This window comes from Prevotella sp. SGI.167, assembly GCF_050313615.1.
Taxonomy (GTDB): domain Bacteria; phylum Bacteroidota; class Bacteroidia; order Bacteroidales; family Bacteroidaceae; genus Prevotella.
In genome coordinates this window covers 1-16,936 of record NZ_JBNPLT010000021.1, presented here as the reverse complement: position 1 = coordinate 16,936, position 16,936 = coordinate 1, and the positions used below count along the sequence as shown (strand labels likewise).

The following is a 16,936-nucleotide window of genomic DNA, read 5'->3' as shown; positions in this document are numbered from 1 at the left end:
ACGAGGCGACAACCTGCATCACGCAGATTGCCGCCTTCTTCTTTTCTAACTAACTTTCTTATCAACTATTCAAAAAATGTATCAATATATTGGGTATATCCAGGGCTGATGCCCTGGATGTAGCTTGTTTCTTATTTCAATCTTTCTACTTCAAACGGATGATATTCAGCGAGCTGGCAGGAATCTCTACCGTAGCACCGTTCTTCTCTGTAGTTACATAGTTTTCTACAGGATAGATGTTGGTAGGATTGTCGATGGTGTTCTCCTCCAGACCGTTCTTGGCAGAAAGGCGGATGAGCTTGCCATTCTTGATCTCCTTGCCCTGAAGATTAATCTTCGCTGTGGTGTGCTCGGTGCTGGTGTTGGCAATCTTCAGGATTACCTCGCCAGTCTGCTCATCAAGCGTTGCTGTTGAGAAGATGCCAGGAAGGGTGTTTGCCTTCAACTTGGTAGCGAATACCTCCTTGCCATCCAACTTGGCGAAGATGCTGTCGCCCACTACCTTCAGCTCGATATCGTACCACTTGCCGGTTTCAATCTTGCCTGGGCAGGTAGCAATCTGACTCTTGGCACCATTCACGATAGACTCCACACCGTGCTGGGTGTTGTTCCAGCCACCAAGGTTCAACCAGCAGTAGTTGTTCTTATCCACGTAGTTGAAGATGATGAGGAAACCTTCGTTTCCGGCATCCTTCTTCGCGCGTACCTTATATATATAGCCGTTGCTGGTAATCTCACCTGGGTTCAAGTGGATGCAGCTCTCTTCGTTGCTGGTCTGCTTGATGATGCTGCCTTCTGTCTTCCACTGACCGCGGATGTCGGTAGGCAACTCCTGCAAGGTCATCGGCAGCGCCTTGCCGTTCTCATCGCTGTAGCCCTTGTCCTCGAAAGAAACCTGGGTGCCCCAAGTTCCCATTCCCACACGGCAGATGGCTGGCTTCACCTGAGTCTGCTCATACTTGTATGGATTCTCCTGGTTCACCTTCAGTACACGGGTACCGATGTTGTTCGCCATCACGTTCTGGACATAGTAGGATGGAGTTCCGAATACCTTATCGGATGTATATTGAATCATATCCGGTGCCCACATGCGGTTGTTGAGGTTGGCGAAGATAGGAGCATAGGATGCCATGGTCACAATATCAGAATTGTTTTCGATGCCCATCATATAGACAGCCTCACCGAGTGCTGCATCGAGCGAACCCATATTGCCGAAGCCCTGGGTTACGGCATATTCACCTACATAAATCTCGCTGCCCTTGCGGTCGTAGTTATCATACTTGTTGAAGTTCTCAGCAAACCAGGCAGGGTTTCTGTAGTAGTGCTCATCGAGTAATTCCACGCTCTCGTTGCTTTCCCACTTAGGGTTGTCATCGCCCCAAGCCACCACGTTACCGATGAGGTGCATCTTAGGATATTTCGCCAATACGGCATCCTTGAACTTCTTGAAGCGCTCGTAGTAATGGTCGCTCTGAGCCGCAGGATCCGGCTGGTTGTTCTCATTACCAATCTCCAGATACTCGATGTTGTATGGTTCCGGATGACCGTTCTTGGCACGCAGCGCACCATATTTAGAGGTCACAGGACCATTGGCATACTCCAGGGCATTCATGCACTCGTCAATCCAAGGTTGGATGCTGTCTACAGGAGTCATACCGCCGTGCCACAAACCTACGTTTACAACATAGAGAGGCTTGGCGTTCAGATCCTCGGCAAGCTGCAGATACTCATCGAATCCCATACCATCGCTGGTACGGTAGCGCCAGTTTACGTTCTTATGGCCCGGACGTTCCTCAATAGGACCTATAGTCTTCTCCCAGTGGAAAGCATTCTCTGGAGATTCCTGTCCCTCTACGTAGCAACCGCCAGGGAAACGGACGAACTTAGGATGGATGTTATAAAGAAGCTGAGCCAGGTCAGGGCGCAAGCCATTCTCGCGATTCTTGAAAGTAGGAGGGAAGAGGCTTACCACATCCAGAACGATGGTACCCTTTCCGTCGGCTACGAGTTCAAACTGTGCTTTCGCATCGTTGGCATTGGCTGTAAGTTCAGCTGTATATTTGGTCCACTTCTTGCCTACCTTGGCATTGAGGGATGTTTCTGCATACACCTTATCGCCCTTGGTGTTGGTGAGGCGAGCCTTCAATCCGCCCTTGTAGCTGCCTTTAGCCCAGAAAGAGAGTTTGTAGGTTCTGCCTTGGACGGCGTTGATGCCCCAGAAACCCTCATTGATGAGAGAGGCTGTAGCTGCAGGCTTGGCAGCGATGGTAAGCTGTAGTGCCTTGCCCTGTGCATTGTTGAGCAAACCCTTGTTGATGAGTTGTGCATTGATCTTAGCACCTTCCTGAGCGGCAGTCTTCCAGGTTGGAATATTCTTGTCATCATCCTCGAAGGAGCGATTGCTGATGAGTTCGGCATAGAGACCGCCGTCGGCAGCATGGTTGATATCCTCGAAGAAGATACCATAGAGGTTAGGAGATACCTTGATGCCTGGGTTTGAGGCATCTACATTGATGGTAACCTGTGCGTTGGCAGCCAAAGCTGAGGCGAGCACAGCCGAAAGTAAAATCTGTCTTTTCTTATTCATTTGTTTATTCTTTATTCTTAGGTTTGTTTATTTTATTTCTTGTTGATGGCGTGAAATCAAGCTTAGCCTGAATCCATGCGGCTATTAATACACAGTTGCAAAAGTACACAAAATGCACAAGAAACAGGTGGACAAAATGCGAAATATAGTGTAAAAGGTGGATTTTCTGATGAAAATCCACCTTTTGTTTATTGTTGGTCAATAAAATCGGTTTTAATATAGTAATACCAGTCCGGCAAAAGCCGAGTAGAGTATCATGCGGATAGGATTGATCTTCATCACTTTTACGCCGATAAAGGTGGCGAAGAAGAGGGCGATGGAGATGTAGAAATGCCAGGGATTGGCTGGTGTAGAGAAGTTCTCGCCATTCACCAGAAGCAGGGCTGCGGCTCCTACCAGACCGACGATGGCTGGGCGAAGACCGATGAAGATGCTCTGGACGGCTGAGGTGTTCATATACTTGTACAGCATCTTGCTGATAAGAATCATCAAAACCAAGGATGGGAGAACCAACGCAAAGGTTGCCATGGCACTTCCGAGTACAGCCATCATGCCACTCATGCCGGCATTATGGACTGCTGTATAGCCACAATAGGTGGCGGCGTTGATACCGATAGGACCCGGTGTCATCTGAGAGATGGCAACCACATCGGTAAACTCTTGCATCGTCATCCAATGATACTGCGTAACTACCTGTCCCTGGATCAGGGAAATCATGGAATAGCCACCTCCGAATCCGAAGATGCCTATCTGAAGGAATACGATGAAAAGCTGAAGAAATATCATTTCAATTAATAATTAATAATTAATAATTGATAATTAACAATGAGGCTTACGCCTTTGCCTCGGAGGCTTCTATACATTATTAATTATACATTGTACATTAAACTTTACTCCGTTGGCTGGATAAACTGTCCATAGATGTATCCACCTACGGCAGCAGCGATAATAATCCAGATTGGGTTGACGCCCAGAAGCCATATCAGGAGGGCTGACAGGATAGGAATCCAGCAGTTGACAAGCGAAATTCCGGCACTCTTGGCAAGCGAGAATGTAGGTACGGCTATCAATGCTACGACGGCAGGACGGATGCCTGCAAACATAGCAGCAATCACCTTGTTGTCTTCAAACTGATGGAAAAACATGGCTATCGCCAGGATAATAAGGAAGGATGGCAACGAAGCGCCGAGGGTGCAGACGATGGCTCCCGGTGTCTTTGCCAACTTATATCCGAGCAGGGAACTCATGTTGATGGCCAAGGCCCCCGGACAAACCTGGGTAGTAGCGATGGCATCCAGAAATTCCTCCTTCGTCATCCAATGATGCTTGTCGACGACTTCGGATTCTATAATAGGAATCATGGCATAGCCACCACCAAAGGTGACTATGCCAATCTTCATGAATGTCTTAAATAAATCTGTATATTTCATTTATTTACTTTACTCTTTCTTCAATCCACTGACGTGCATTGACAAATGCCTCAATCCAAGGAGTTACCTCGTCGTTGCGGCGACCAGCTGGATACCAGGCGTTCTGCCATGGGAAGATGGCACGCTCCAAGTGTGGCATCATAGCCAAGTGGCGACCATCTGCAGAGCAGATACCTGCTACATTGTAGTCACTGCCGTTAGGATTACCTGGATACTCAGCGTAGTTGTACTTCGCAATGATGTTGTAGTGATCCTCTGGCTCAGGCAAGTAGAAACGGCCCTCGCCGTGAGCTACCCAGATACCGAGCTTATCACCGCTCAAGCTACCGAACATCACACTGTCGTTCTGAGGAATAGTCAAACCGAGGAATGTACTCTCGAACTTCTTGGATGTGTTGTGGCAGAGGTGTGAACGATGCTTGTGCTCAGGATTGATGAGGTTCAACTCAACCATCAGCTGACAACCGTTACAGATACCGAGTGAAAGGGTGTCCTCGCGGGCATAGAACTTATCAAGTGCCTCCTTAGCCTTAGGATTGTAGAGGAATGCACCAGCCCAACCCTTGGCAGAACCGAGAACGTCGGAGTTAGAGAAACCACCGCAGAATACGATGAAGTTTACATCCTCCAAGGTCTCACGACCGGAAATCAAGTCGGTCATCATCACATCCTTTACATCGAAGCCGGCGAGATACATAGAGTATGCCATCTCACGCTCACCATTGGTACCCTTCTCACGGATGATAGCTGCCTTGATGCCTGATGGCTTGCGACGGTTAGCGTCTAGGCTGTAGCTAGCGAGAGTTCCCTTGAAGCCATAACCGAAGTTCATCTCGATAGGCTGCTTCTTATAATTGGTGTAACGCTTCTTAGCCATACCGTTCATGCTCTGCTTGCGGTCGAGGAGGTAAGATGTCTTATACCAGTCATCACGCAATGCATCGATATCGAACTCGTGCTCGAAGCCTTCCTTCTTGATGATAATCTTGCGGAGCTCAGGAGCAGGATAACCAATCTTGGCATAACCGATACCGTTCTCATCGAAGAATGCCTTCAACTCGTCCTTGTGAGCATCGCTTACCTGGATGACAACACCTGGGTTCTCTGCGAAGAGAGTCTTGATGATGTCGGCATCTGCGATGTCGTGGAGGTTGATCTTCATACCGCCCTCTACGTTGGCGAATGTCATTTCGAGGAGAGTTGTAATCAAACCACCGGCACTGATATCGTGACCAGCCATTACCCAACCACGGTTGATGAGTTCCTGTACGGCATTGAAACAGTCAACGAAGTACTCTGGGTTCTTGACGGTAGGAACATCGCTGCCCACCTTGCCCAGGCTCTGTGCGAAGGCTGAACCACCGAGGCGCTGCTCGTCGAAGCTGAAGTCGATATGATAGAGGCTAGAGTTCTTGTCGTTAACGAGAACTGGGCTAACCACCTTCTTGACATCTGAAACCTCACCACCAGCACTTACGATAACGGTACCTGGAGCGATAATCTTCTCGCCGTTAGGATACTGCTGGGTCAATGAGAGAGAGTCCTTACCTGTTGGTACGTTCACGTGGATGGCGCAGCAGAAGTCTGACAATGCCTTCACACCCTCGTACAGACGGGCATCCTCACCCTTCTGGCTACGGCAAGGCCACATCCAGTTAGCAGAGAGGCTGATGCTGTCCATGCCATCTGCCAATGGAGCCCATACGATATTAGTCAAAGACTCTGCTACAGAGAGTACTGAACCTGCCTTAGGATCGGCAAGACCAGCCTGAGGAGCATGACCCATTGCAGTTACGATACCCTTCTCGCCACGGTAGTCGAGTGCTACGACACCACAGTCTGAGAGTGGCAACTGAATCTGACCCTGACCCTGCTGACGGGCAATCTTACCTGTTACGGAACGGTCAACCTTGTTGGTCAACCAGTCCTTACAAGCCACAGCCTCCATCTGGAGAACACGCTTCAAGTACTCGTCGAGGTTATCTGCAGAATAAGTTACATCTTCATATTTACGCTCTACGGTCTCATCCACCATCACTGTCTTAGGAGTATGACCGAACATCTGAGCTACATCGAGGTCGAATGGCTTCACGCCGTCAGCCTGCTTGAAGCTGAAGTGAGCATCGCCAGTAGTCTCACCAACCACGTACATTGGAGCACGCTCACGGTCGGCAATCTTCTGAACCTCGCTGATATACTTCTCGTCGATGAGCAAGCCCATGCGCTCCTGGCTCTCGTTGGCGATGATTTCCTTAGCGCTCAAAGTCTTGTCGCCGATAGGCAACTTAGACATATCGATTTCGCCACCGCACTCTTCTACCAACTCAGAGAGACAGTTCAAGTGACCGGCTGAACCGTGGTCGTGGATGCTGACTACTGGGTTCTCATCGTTCTCAACGAGTGCACGAACCAGGTTGTAGGCACGTTTCTGCATCTCAGGGTTGGCACGCTGAACAGCGTTCAACTCGATACCGTTGCTGTAACGGCCTGTATCTACAGAAGAAACAGAACCACCACCAAGACCGATGCGATAGTTGTCACCACCTACTACGACAACCTTGTTGCCCTTCTGTGGCTCACCCTTCTTGTAGTCACGCTTCTTGCCGTAGCCTACACCACCAGCAAGCATGATTACCTTATCGTATGCATACTTCTCACCATTCTCCTCGTGCTCGAATGTAAGCACAGAACCGGTGATGAGAGGCTGACCGAACTTGTTACCGAAGTCTGATGCACCGTTGGAGGCCTTGATCAGAATCTGTTCAGGAGTCTGATAGAGCCACTTACGAACAGGCATGATGTCTTCCCAGTCGCGCTCAGCATCGCTCTTGCCGTTGTCATCCTTCAAGCGAGGATAAGCAGTCATGTAGCAGGCAGTACCTGCGATAGGCCATGAACCTACACCACCACCCATACGGTCGCGGATTTCACCACCCGTACCGGTAGCAGCACCGTTGAAAGGCTCTACAGTAGTAGGGAAGTTGTGAGTCTCAGCCTTCAGAGAGATAACACTCTCGATATCCTTCACCTGGAAGAAATCGCTGGTAGTCTGATCGGCTGGAGCAAACTGCTCGATGACAGGACCCTGTGAGAAAGCCACATTATCCTTATAGGCAGAGAGAATCTTGTTAGGGTTCTCCTGAGTGGTCTTCTTGATCATGCTGAAGAGAGAAGACTCCATCTCCTTACCGTCGATGATAAACTGGCCGCCGAAGATCTTGTGGCGGCAGTGCTCTGAGTTGATCTGTGCGAAACCGAAGATTTCGCTGTCGGTGAGAGGGCGTCCGTTCTCTTTCTCCAGCTTGTGGAGATAAGCCATTTCGTCCTCGCTGAGGGCAAGACCCTCTTCCTCGTTATACTTCTCGAGGTCATCGACGTACTTGATAGGTTCTGGCTGGTGGTTCACGGTGAACACATCCTGACCGATACCGTTGTACATACGCTGGAGCATAGGGTCGTGCTCAGCGTCTTCGCTATCCACAGGGAAGTACTCCTCGATACGCGAAATGCCGTTAAGACTCATGTTCTGAGTAATCTCAACGGCATTCGTACTCCAAGGAGTAATCATTTCACGGCGTGGACCGACATAGAAGCCCTGCAACTGCTGGGCGTCCTCTAAAGTCGCGTCACCATAAAGCCAACAAAGTTCATTGATTTCGTCCTGAGATGGTTTGTGATCAATCTCGGTCGCAATCACACTCTTAGATGGAGTTCTGAAAAAAAGAATCATACTATTTCTCTTTTTATTATGTTAATGTATTTATTTTTCTTTCGGTTGCAAAGATAGCGCTAAATTTTGGAAATACAAAGCCTTTGCTCGTATTTTTATAGTTAGTTAATGCTTTCCCCTTGTAAAAAACTACAAAATATTGATTTTGTGGTTAAAAATGTCTAAAACGCTTTGACAAATGATGGTTATTCGGGTCTAATAAGTAACTTTGCACCGTGAAAGCGTGTGTAACATTTAAATGTGTTTTTAATAACTGAAAATAAAAATAAAGGAATATGAAACAGACTAAGATTTTTGCAATGGTTTTGATGGCAGCAGCTTTGTTGACAACAAGTTGCGCTAGTAAGAAGGATCTTCAGAATTGCCAGACAGAAAACAGAGAGTTGACTGCCAATTACCAAGATACAAAGGAGAAGTTGGCTGCTACAGAGGCTAGTCTCGCTGCAGCTCAGCAGCAGCTTGCTACTGCAAAGAGCGACTACGCTAAGTTGCAGAGTGCTCTTGACAAGAGTTTGACAAATGCTAATCAGAACAACATTAGCATCGAGAAGCTCGTTGACCAGATCAATGAGAGCAACCAGTACATCCGTCATTTGGTTGAGGTGAAGAGCAAGAGCGATTCTCTGAACATGGTATTGACCAATAACCTGACCCGCTCACTCAGCCGTGAGGAGATGAAGGAAGTTGACGTTCAGGTATTGAAGGGTGTGGTTTACATCTCTTTGGCTGACAACATGCTCTATCAGAGCGGTAGCTATGAGGTGAACAGCCGTGCTAAGGAGACTTTGAGCAAGATTGCCAAGATTATCCAGGACTACAAGGATTACGATGTACTCATTGAGGGTAACACTGATAACGTGCCTGTAAGCACAACAAGTGCCAAGATGAAGAACATCCGTAACAACTGGGACCTCTCTGCTCTCCGTGCAGCTTCTGTTGTTCAATATCTCCAGGACAACTTCGGTGTTAATCCTAAGCGTATGACTGCTGGTGGTCGTGGTGAGTACAACCCTGTTACAACCAACAATACAGAGGTTGGCAAGCAGCGTAACCGTCGTACCCAGATTATCATCACTCCTAAGCTCGACCAGTTCATGGACTTGATCGACAAGGCTCCAGAGGATTCTCAGAAGTAATCTTGGTAGATTATGAAGAATGAATAATCAGGGCTTGCACATCATTGCGTCCTGATGTATATGATAGAAGGCACCAATGGGTTTATGCTCATTGGTGCCTTTTTTGTATAAATATGCATGAATTATAGAAGATGGCTTAGAAAAAGCGTGTTTTATTGTCATTTTGATAGAAAATATCTTAATTCCCTTTCTATTATCAAATCTTTTTCGTAATTTTGCAGGCAAATTATTAATTAGACATGAATTGTTATGGAAAAGATTAAGATGACGACTCCATTGGTAGAGATGGACGGTGATGAGATGACAAGAATCCTTTGGAAGATGATCAAGGACGAACTGATTCTTCCTTTCGTTGACTTGAAGTCTGAGTATTATGACTTGGGTTTGCCTTATCGCGATCAGACCAATGACCAGGTAACCATTGACTCTGCTGAGGCTGCCAAGAAATATGGTGTAGCCGTGAAGTGTGCTACCATTACCCCTAATGCCCAGCGTATGGACGAGTATAAGCTCCACAAAATGTGGAAAAGTCCTAACGGAACAATCCGTAGCATCATGGACGGTACCGTGTTCCGTGCTCCTATTACCATTCCTAGCATTCACCCATGTGTGAAGAACTGGGAGAAGCCTATCACTATCGCCCGTCATGCTTATGGAGATGTATACAAGAGCGTGGAGATTCGTGCCGATGAACCGGGAGTAGCTAAACTCGTGTTCGAGGGTAAGAGTGGCAAGAAGCAGGAGGTTGAAATCCATAACTTCGATGGCGCTGGCGTTATTCAGGGTATGCACAATACCGACAAGAGCATCCGCAGCTTTGCTCACAGCTGCTTCAAGTTTGCCATCGATACCAAGCAGGACCTCTGGTTCGCTACCAAGGATACCATCTCCAAGACTTACGATGCTCAGTTCCGTAAGATTTTTGAGGAAGTATACGAGAGCGACTACAAGGAGAAGTTTGCAGAGCTTGGCATCGAGTACTTCTATACATTGATTGATGATGCCGTGGCTCGTGTGATTCGTAGTAAGGGTGGTTTCATCTGGGCTTGCAAGAACTATGATGGTGATGTGATGAGCGATATGCTCAGTACCGCATTCGGTTCTCTGGCAATGATGACTTCTGTCTTGGTTTCTCCTGATGGAAAATATGAATATGAGGCAGCACATGGTACAGTAACACGTCACTACTATCGCTACTTGAAAGGTGAGGATACATCTACCAACCCAATGGCAACCATCTTTGCATGGAGCGGTGCATTGAGAAAGCGTGGTGAGCTGGATGGCATCAAGGAGTTGCAGGACTTTGGCGACCAGTTGGAGGCTGCTTGCTTCGATACCTTGAATGACGGTATCGCTACCAAAGACCTCGTCAACCTGATGGAGGGAGTTGAGGCTAAGGCCGTGAACTCTGCAGGTTTCATCGCTGCTATTCGTGAGCGTTTGGAGAAGAGATTGGGATAAGCCAAAAATCAGATAAACAAAGGAAAAGCCTTACCGGAGTCAATAGATGACACTGGGTAAGGCTTTTTTGATATAAAGAGCGGAAACTTTTACTTCTTACGCTTGGAAGAAAGAGCATCTGAGTAGTACTTGAAAAAGTCAACTTTCAAGATTTTACTGATGTGGAACAGCATGCCCGTATCGATGGTAGTGCGATCGTATACCTTATATATATTGGTGCGATGGCAACCAAGCTCGTTTGCCAACCATACAGATGTTTTACCCTGCCGTTGAAGTTCTTCCTTGATGAGTTTGCCTATGACCACAGTATTAACTTTATCGTTCATAATTCTTTGCTTATTAAAGATTTTATATTTTCTTGTCTAAATCCGGTTGCAAAATTACCAATATAGTATTAAAATAGCGAACAAACTTGTAGCGGATTTGGTTACATTGCGTTAAAGTGTGTCATAAAATTCTTTAAAATTGTAATAAAACTAGTCTTTTTTAAGCTGATTTGGTGAATGTAATTGAATTGTAATCGAATGTAATGCGTATTACAAAAGAAAAAGTGTAATTTTGCAGGCAGAATTTAAATGATAGGAATATGGAAGCAAATAAGAAGAAAATCCTGGTTGTTGATGATGAGCAGGACTTGTGTGAAATCTTGAAGTTCAATTTAGAGACAGAGGGGTATCAGGCAGATACTGCCAATTCGGGTGAGGAAGCTATATCGATGGATATTGCCTCTTATGATCTTTTATTGCTTGATGTGATGATGGGAGGAATGAGCGGATTTCAGCTGGCAAGACAGTTGAAGGAGAATCCGATGACAGCTCATGTGCCTATCATCTTCCTGACAGCCCGTGATACGGAGAATGATACTGTGACCGGATTCAATCTGGGTGCAGATGATTATATCTCCAAGCCTTTCTCTATCCGGGAGGTGATGGTGCGAGTGCGTGCTGTGCTGCGCCGTACAATGGAGCAGAGAGGTAACAGCAGCGAGCCTTCTCTGATTAACTATCAGGGTTTGCAGCTCAATCTGGACAAGAAGTCGGTGACTGTGGATGGAGAGTGTGTGCCATTTACCAAGACAGAGTTTGAACTCTTGCGCCTTCTGCTGGAAGAGCGTGGTAAGGTGTTCTCTCGTCAGGAACTCATCGACCGTGTATGGCCAAAGGATGTGATGGTGCTCGACCGTACTGTGGATGTGAATATTACCCGTATGCGAAAGAAAATTGGTAAATTTTCCAAGTGTATTGTTACCCGTTTGGGATTTGGTTATTATTTTGATGCATAAACAGATATCATCATGTTTAAACTGAATAATGTAGGTAAGAAGTTGTATTTTAGCGTACTGGCGGTGTTCCTTGTGTTCGCTGTCAGTTTTATTGTATTTCAGCAAACACGCGAGAAACAGTATAAGATTAGTACGTTGACTCTGAAACTTGCCAACTATAATGAACTGCTGGCAGAGGATTTGGAATTGTCCAAGACTTGTGGCATTCTCCTTTCTGACAGTGTGGAAGTGGTGGATAGCGTGCGTGTGGCAGAGGCAAAGTTGGAAGATTTTGTGCAGACGCATGAGAGTAAGGACCTTCGTGTAACTTTGGTCAAGAAGGATGGAACCGTAATCTTTGACAATATGAGTAAGGATTATCGCCATTTTGCCAATCATGCCCAGCGTGCGGAGATAGTACAGGCATTGAAAGAGGGAATGGGTACGAGCGTAGAGCGACAGTCGAAAACGCTGAAGCAGGATTATTTCTATGTAGCGTCCTATTTCCCGAAGAGTCATCTTATCGTTCGTACAGCATTGCCATATAATGATGATTTGACCAAGTCGCTTCAGGCTGATCTGCATTATATCTGGTTTGCCTTGGCAGCCATCATCCTACTTACCCTGGTGCTATACCGTTTTACAAACAGATTGGCGAAGAATGTATCCAAACTCCGTATCTTTGCTTATAAGGCGGATCATAATGAGAGCCTGGAGGTGGAAGATCTGGCTAAATTCCCTAATGATGAGTTGGGTGAGATTGCCGAGCGAATTATCAAGATGTATAAGCGCATACAGACCACCCGACGTGAACAGGATGTACTGAAGCGCCAGCTTACCCAGAATATCGCCCACGAGCTGAAGACTCCTGTAGCAAGTATCCAGGGTTATCTGGAAACGATACTCGACAATCCGCATATCAACGAAGAGATGAAGTCGCAGTTTCTGCTGCGCTGTTATGCCCAGAGCGAGCGTCTCACCTCTCTGCTTCGCGACATCTCTACCCTGAACCGGTTGGATGACGGTTCGGATATGATAGATTTCGAGGCGGTAGACATTACGCAGATGGTGAGTGAAATAGCCCGTGAGACGGCGCTGGAAAGAGAATCGCACCAGATGACTTTCGAGAATCTTCTTCCCGACCAGCATATTATCGTGAAGGGTAACCGCAGTCTGCTCTATAGTGTGTTCCGCAATCTAACCGACAATGCCATAGCTTATGCCGGCGAAGGGCGTAAGATAACGTTGAGTGCCAAGGAGCAGGGCAATAAGTGGCATTTCATCTTCTGTGATAATGGTCAGGGAGTTCCTGCCGATCATCTCTCCCGTCTTTTCGAGCGTTTCTATCGGGTAGATAAGGGACGCAGCCGCAAGATGGGTGGCACCGGTTTGGGTCTTGCCATCGTCAAGAATGCCGTTCTCCTGCATGGCGGAACCATCCGTGTAAGTAATCAGCAGGAAGGCGGCTTGAAGTTTGAATTTACGCTTAAAAAGTAGAAATATGGCTATCTGTTAATCGGAAACAGTGTACTGGTGAACGATAGACAGCTGACTAGCCGTACGCTCGCCAGTTGGCTGTTCTACTGCAACAGTCAGCGTAAATGCCTGTAAAAGTGTGTTCGCTTGCAGATAAAAAATGGGGCGCAAGCTGTTTCCAGGAAAGGAATCGCTTGCGCCCCCTGATATTATTGCTTATGAGTAAATGAGCACCCTAAGATTAGAACTTGTAGATAGCACCAAATGAAATGTTACTCGCATCTACGTTAAGTCCGAATGTTGATGAGTTGTCACCATGGTCAGGAGAATAGCCTCTGTAACCGAGGAAACCTACCTTTGTGATGAAGTTTACGTGGTTGTTGATGTAAATCAAGAAAATCGGGCGTGCTGGATGTATCTAAAGCTATTTCTGCTGCAAAGCTACGATTTTTTAGTGAAACCGCCAAATAATATGAGGGAATATTTGGGCAAACCAACTTTTTTCTCTATCTTTGCATGAACAAACAGTTTGAATTTTATTGTATAAATATCATAAATGAATCAATTTACAAAGCTGATAGCAGCCCAGCTCAATCTGAAGGAGCAGGCTGTAGAAAATACTCTGGCGCTGCTCGAAGAGGGCTGCACCATTCCGTTTATCTCGCGATACCGCAAGGAGAAAACCGGTAATATGGACGAGGTAAACATTGAAGCCATCGCCCAGGCTAATGAAAAGTTGAAGGAGATGGCGAAGCGCAAGGAAACCATTCTCAAGACGATAGAAGAACAGGGAAAGCTGACCGATGCACTCAAGGAGCGTATCGCAAACTGCTGGGATGCCACCGAACTGGAAGACATCTATCTTCCTTATAAGCCTAAGCGCCGCACCCGTGCACAGATAGCACGTGAGGCAGGCTTGGAGCCTCTGGCACAACTGCTCCTCTTCCAGCGTGAGCGCAATCCGGAACAGGCTGCCAGGAAGTTTGTGGGTGATAAGGTGAAGGATGTGGAGGCTGCACTTCAGGGAGCCAAGGACATCATCGCCGAAACCGTAAGCGAGAATGAGCAGAGCCGCAATCAGATTCGCGGCGAGTTCCGTCGAGGTGCCATCATCACCTCAAAGGTAGTGGCTAAGAAAAAGGATGAAGAGGAGGCTCAGCGCTTCTCTGATTACTTTGATTTCTCTGAACCTTTAAAGAAATGTTCTTCTCATCGCTTGCTGGCGATGCGTCGTGGTGAAGCGGCTGGTTTCCTCCGTATCAGCATTTCAGCTGATGATGAGCAGTGTCAGGATAAACTGAAGCGTCATTATGTACATGGTTTCGGTGAATGCCAGACTTTGGTGGGTGAGGCTGTGGATGATGCTTTCAGGCGTCTGCTGAAGCCTAGTATTGAAACTGAGTTTGCTGCTCTCAGCAAGCAGAAGGCTGATGAGGAGGCTATTGTAGTATTCGCAGAAAACCTGCGACAGCTTTTGCTCGCTGCTCCTTTAGGACAGAAGCGTGTGATGGCTGTGGATCCGGGGTTCGCCAATGGCTGTAAAACCTGTTGTCTCGATGCGCAGGGTAATCTGATTCATCACGAAATAGTATTTCCTCATCCTCCACGTAACAAGAAGAATGAGGCTACCGCTGCCATCCAGCGCATGGTGAAGATGTATCAGGTTGAGGCAATGGCTGTGGGTAATGGTACGGCAAGTCGTGAAACCAGCGATTGGCTGCACGAAATAAGTTATCCACACCCTGTGGATATCTATGTGGTGAGCGAGGATGGTGCTTCTATCTATTCGGCTTCGAAGATTGCGAGAGATGAGTTCCCTGATGAGGATGTTACCGTTCGTGGTGCCGTGAGCATCGGTCGACGACTGATGGACCCGCTTGCCGAATTGGTAAAGATTGACCCAAAGAGCATCGGTGTAGGTCAGTATCAGCATGATGTGGATCAGACACAGCTTAAGAAGAGTCTTGATGCCGTGGTGATGAGTTGTGTGAATTCGGTAGGTGTAAATCTGAATACAGCATCCCAGCATCTCCTTACCTATGTGAGTGGATTGGGACCTACTCTTGCCAAGAATATCGTTGAATATCGTCGCGAGAATGGTGCTTTTGCTTCCCGTGCTCAGTTGAAGAAGGTGCCTCGTCTGGGGCCATCTGCCTTCGAGCAGTGTGCTGGTTTCCTCCGTATTCCTGGTGCCAGGAATCCGTTGGATAATAGTGCCGTGCATCCTGAGCGTTATGCGCTGGTAGAGCAGATGGCAAAGGATCAAGGTGTTACAGTGAAGCAATTGGTTGAGGATAAATCTCTACAGAAGAAGATTGATATCAAGAAATATGTAACTGCTGAGGTAGGTATGCCTACTTTGATGGATATCATGACCGAGCTTGACAAACCGGGCTTGGATCCTCGTGGTGAGGTGGAGAAGTTTGAGTTTGAAGCAAGTATCAAGTCCATTGAAGATTTGCAGGTAGGCATGGTGGTGCCAGGCATCGTCACCAATATCACCAAGTTTGGTGCCTTTGTTGATATAGGTGTCCACAACGACGGTCTGGTTCATGTTTCCCAAATGTCTAATCGCTACATCAATGATCCAAGTGAGGTGGTAAAGCTTCATGAGCATGTGATGGTGCGTGTGGCAGAAGTAGATTTGAAGCGCAAGCGCATCGCCCTTTCCATGAAGGGAGTAAAGTAAAAAGAATATTCAGAATGAATCAGAATCAAGATTATAATGGTGATGCTCTCCTATTGGGGAGCATCACCAGAGATTGCATAGAGTCGGCATATTGCTTTATTCATCAGAAGCTTAGAGTCTTTGAGTTTTCAACCAATCCTACCCAGAGGGATGATATAGAGTATGCCATCGCCCAATATGTGGAGGGCATGAATCCTCAGCTCTATCTTCTTCTTTCTCAAGGCAGAACGGAATTCCTTCTAGACCATGTGAATTTCGAAAAAGACATGCATGAGGCACAGGAAAAACTGGAAGGGATGATGTAGGTATCTCTCTGCTTGAGGAGAAGGATCTGACAAAAAGGTGTAAAAAGACAGGTAGTTATATTGAAAGAAAATGCTAAATAGTTATATATTAACTACTTAGCATTTTTTAATGTGCGCCTGATAGGCTATTTGTATGTCTGCTTATCAGCATAGGGACTTGCAAATAGCCAAATAACGACTTAAAATATCCGAAAATAGCCGCAAGAACGACTTAAAACGACTTAGAACGACTTAAAACACCCATAAATGATTTAACTATCGCAATGATAATAATAAAAACCAATGGTCTGACTTTAGACTTATCCTTAGGTCAGACCATTTTGTATATAGCAAGCAACAAGCTTAGGCGTTCTCAATAAGTTCTTTTAATGCATAAGTTGTTTCTTGTGCTATCAATTTGTAAATGGGGCATAACCTAAGAATAGACCTTGTCAGTTCTTAGATAGTTGGATGTAGAGATATGATAGTTTACTTTGTATTCAGGGGCTGTATGGTTATGATGGAACACCTGCGACAAAATTATAAGCAAACTCTTGGTTGGTTTGGACTCTCATTGATTGTCAATGATGTTTTTTAATGACTTTTGGCAATCTTGGCACAGTCCGTTTTTCATGTAGAAGGTATTCTTTCTATGGGCATCCTGCATCAGGCACTTCGGGGCATTCTTCTTGCAATGCGGAAAGCCACGAGAATGCAGAAATTCATGGATTGTTACTTTCCATAAGTCATCCTTTCGTTTCAATCGGAAGGTTGAAACCACACAGGCGTCACCTGGCCGGAAACTCAATCCCATGATTCCATAGTTGTATTGTCCATGAATAGAAGTAGAGATGTCTCGATGCGTCAAACCTATCGTTACGA

The 16,936-nt window shown here is 46.5% G+C and carries 13 protein-coding genes; 6 read left to right on the top strand and 7 right to left on the bottom strand.

The window, feature by feature from the left end; genetic code table 11:
- Positions 1–145: 145 nt before the first annotated feature.
- From ACQRBJ_RS11085 to purL, 4 genes are all read right to left on the bottom strand, one after another.
- Positions 146–2,587 carry an alpha-L-arabinofuranosidase C-terminal domain-containing protein gene (locus ACQRBJ_RS11085; protein WP_445303646.1) on the bottom strand — a complete coding sequence of 814 codons (2,442 nt, stop codon included), beginning with the start codon at positions 2,585–2,587 and terminating at the stop codon, positions 146–148.
- A 213-nt stretch (positions 2,588–2,800) separates the two neighbouring features.
- Entirely contained in the window at positions 2,801–3,373 is a 573-nt protein-coding gene (locus ACQRBJ_RS11080) for a chromate transporter (protein WP_445303645.1), read from the bottom strand.
- A gap of 104 nt (positions 3,374–3,477) precedes the next feature.
- Complete coding sequence (locus ACQRBJ_RS11075; RefSeq protein ID WP_153123710.1) at positions 3,478–4,017, bottom strand: chromate transporter; 540 nt, start codon at positions 4,015–4,017, stop codon at positions 3,478–3,480.
- A 4-nt stretch (positions 4,018–4,021) separates the two neighbouring features.
- Positions 4,022–7,747 (bottom strand): phosphoribosylformylglycinamidine synthase, encoded by a 3,726-nt coding sequence (purL, locus tag ACQRBJ_RS11070; RefSeq protein ID WP_445303644.1) that lies wholly within the window; start codon positions 7,745–7,747, stop codon positions 4,022–4,024.
- Between the two features lie 275 nt (positions 7,748–8,022).
- On the opposite strand from purL, the gene ACQRBJ_RS11065 reads away from it, so the two are divergent.
- Complete coding sequence (locus ACQRBJ_RS11065) at positions 8,023–8,883, top strand: OmpA family protein (RefSeq protein ID WP_293630084.1); 861 nt, start codon at positions 8,023–8,025, stop codon at positions 8,881–8,883.
- A 249-nt stretch (positions 8,884–9,132) separates the two neighbouring features.
- A complete protein-coding gene (locus tag ACQRBJ_RS11060; protein WP_217761323.1) occupies positions 9,133–10,344 on the top strand; it encodes an NADP-dependent isocitrate dehydrogenase in 1,212 nt (403 codons plus the stop codon).
- Between the two features lie 89 nt (positions 10,345–10,433).
- Here the strand turns inward: ACQRBJ_RS11060 and ACQRBJ_RS11055 are convergent, their stop codons facing one another.
- Positions 10,434–10,670, bottom strand: coding sequence for an XRE family transcriptional regulator (locus ACQRBJ_RS11055; protein ID WP_217761325.1), 237 nt, complete (start codon positions 10,668–10,670; stop codon positions 10,434–10,436).
- 260 nt (positions 10,671–10,930) lie between these two features.
- Between ACQRBJ_RS11055 and ACQRBJ_RS11050 the strand changes: the two genes are divergently transcribed.
- Together ACQRBJ_RS11050 and ACQRBJ_RS11045 are read left to right on the top strand one after the other, a co-directional pair.
- Entirely contained in the window at positions 10,931–11,626 is a 696-nt protein-coding gene (locus ACQRBJ_RS11050) for a response regulator transcription factor (RefSeq protein WP_153123719.1), read from the top strand.
- A 12-nt stretch (positions 11,627–11,638) separates the two neighbouring features.
- A complete protein-coding gene (locus tag ACQRBJ_RS11045; RefSeq protein WP_441935619.1) occupies positions 11,639–13,102 on the top strand; it encodes a sensor histidine kinase in 1,464 nt (487 codons plus the stop codon).
- A gap of 220 nt (positions 13,103–13,322) precedes the next feature.
- Here the strand turns inward: ACQRBJ_RS11045 and ACQRBJ_RS11040 are convergent, their stop codons facing one another.
- Positions 13,323–13,475 (bottom strand): hypothetical protein, encoded by a 153-nt coding sequence (locus ACQRBJ_RS11040; protein ID WP_441932800.1) that lies wholly within the window; start codon positions 13,473–13,475, stop codon positions 13,323–13,325.
- Positions 13,476–13,637: 162 nt separating this feature from the next.
- Here ACQRBJ_RS11040 and ACQRBJ_RS11035 point away from each other — a divergent pair, with 162 nt between their 5' ends.
- Positions 13,638–15,770 (top strand): Tex family protein, encoded by a 2,133-nt coding sequence (locus ACQRBJ_RS11035; protein WP_445303643.1) that lies wholly within the window; start codon positions 13,638–13,640, stop codon positions 15,768–15,770.
- Between the two features lie 14 nt (positions 15,771–15,784).
- Entirely contained in the window at positions 15,785–16,075 is a 291-nt protein-coding gene (locus tag ACQRBJ_RS11030; RefSeq protein ID WP_445303642.1) for a hypothetical protein, read from the top strand.
- A 550-nt stretch (positions 16,076–16,625) separates the two neighbouring features.
- Here the strand turns inward: ACQRBJ_RS11030 and ACQRBJ_RS11025 are convergent.
- Positions 16,626–16,936 (bottom strand): hypothetical protein (locus ACQRBJ_RS11025; protein WP_445303641.1); only part of this gene is annotated, 311 nt, incomplete at its 5' end.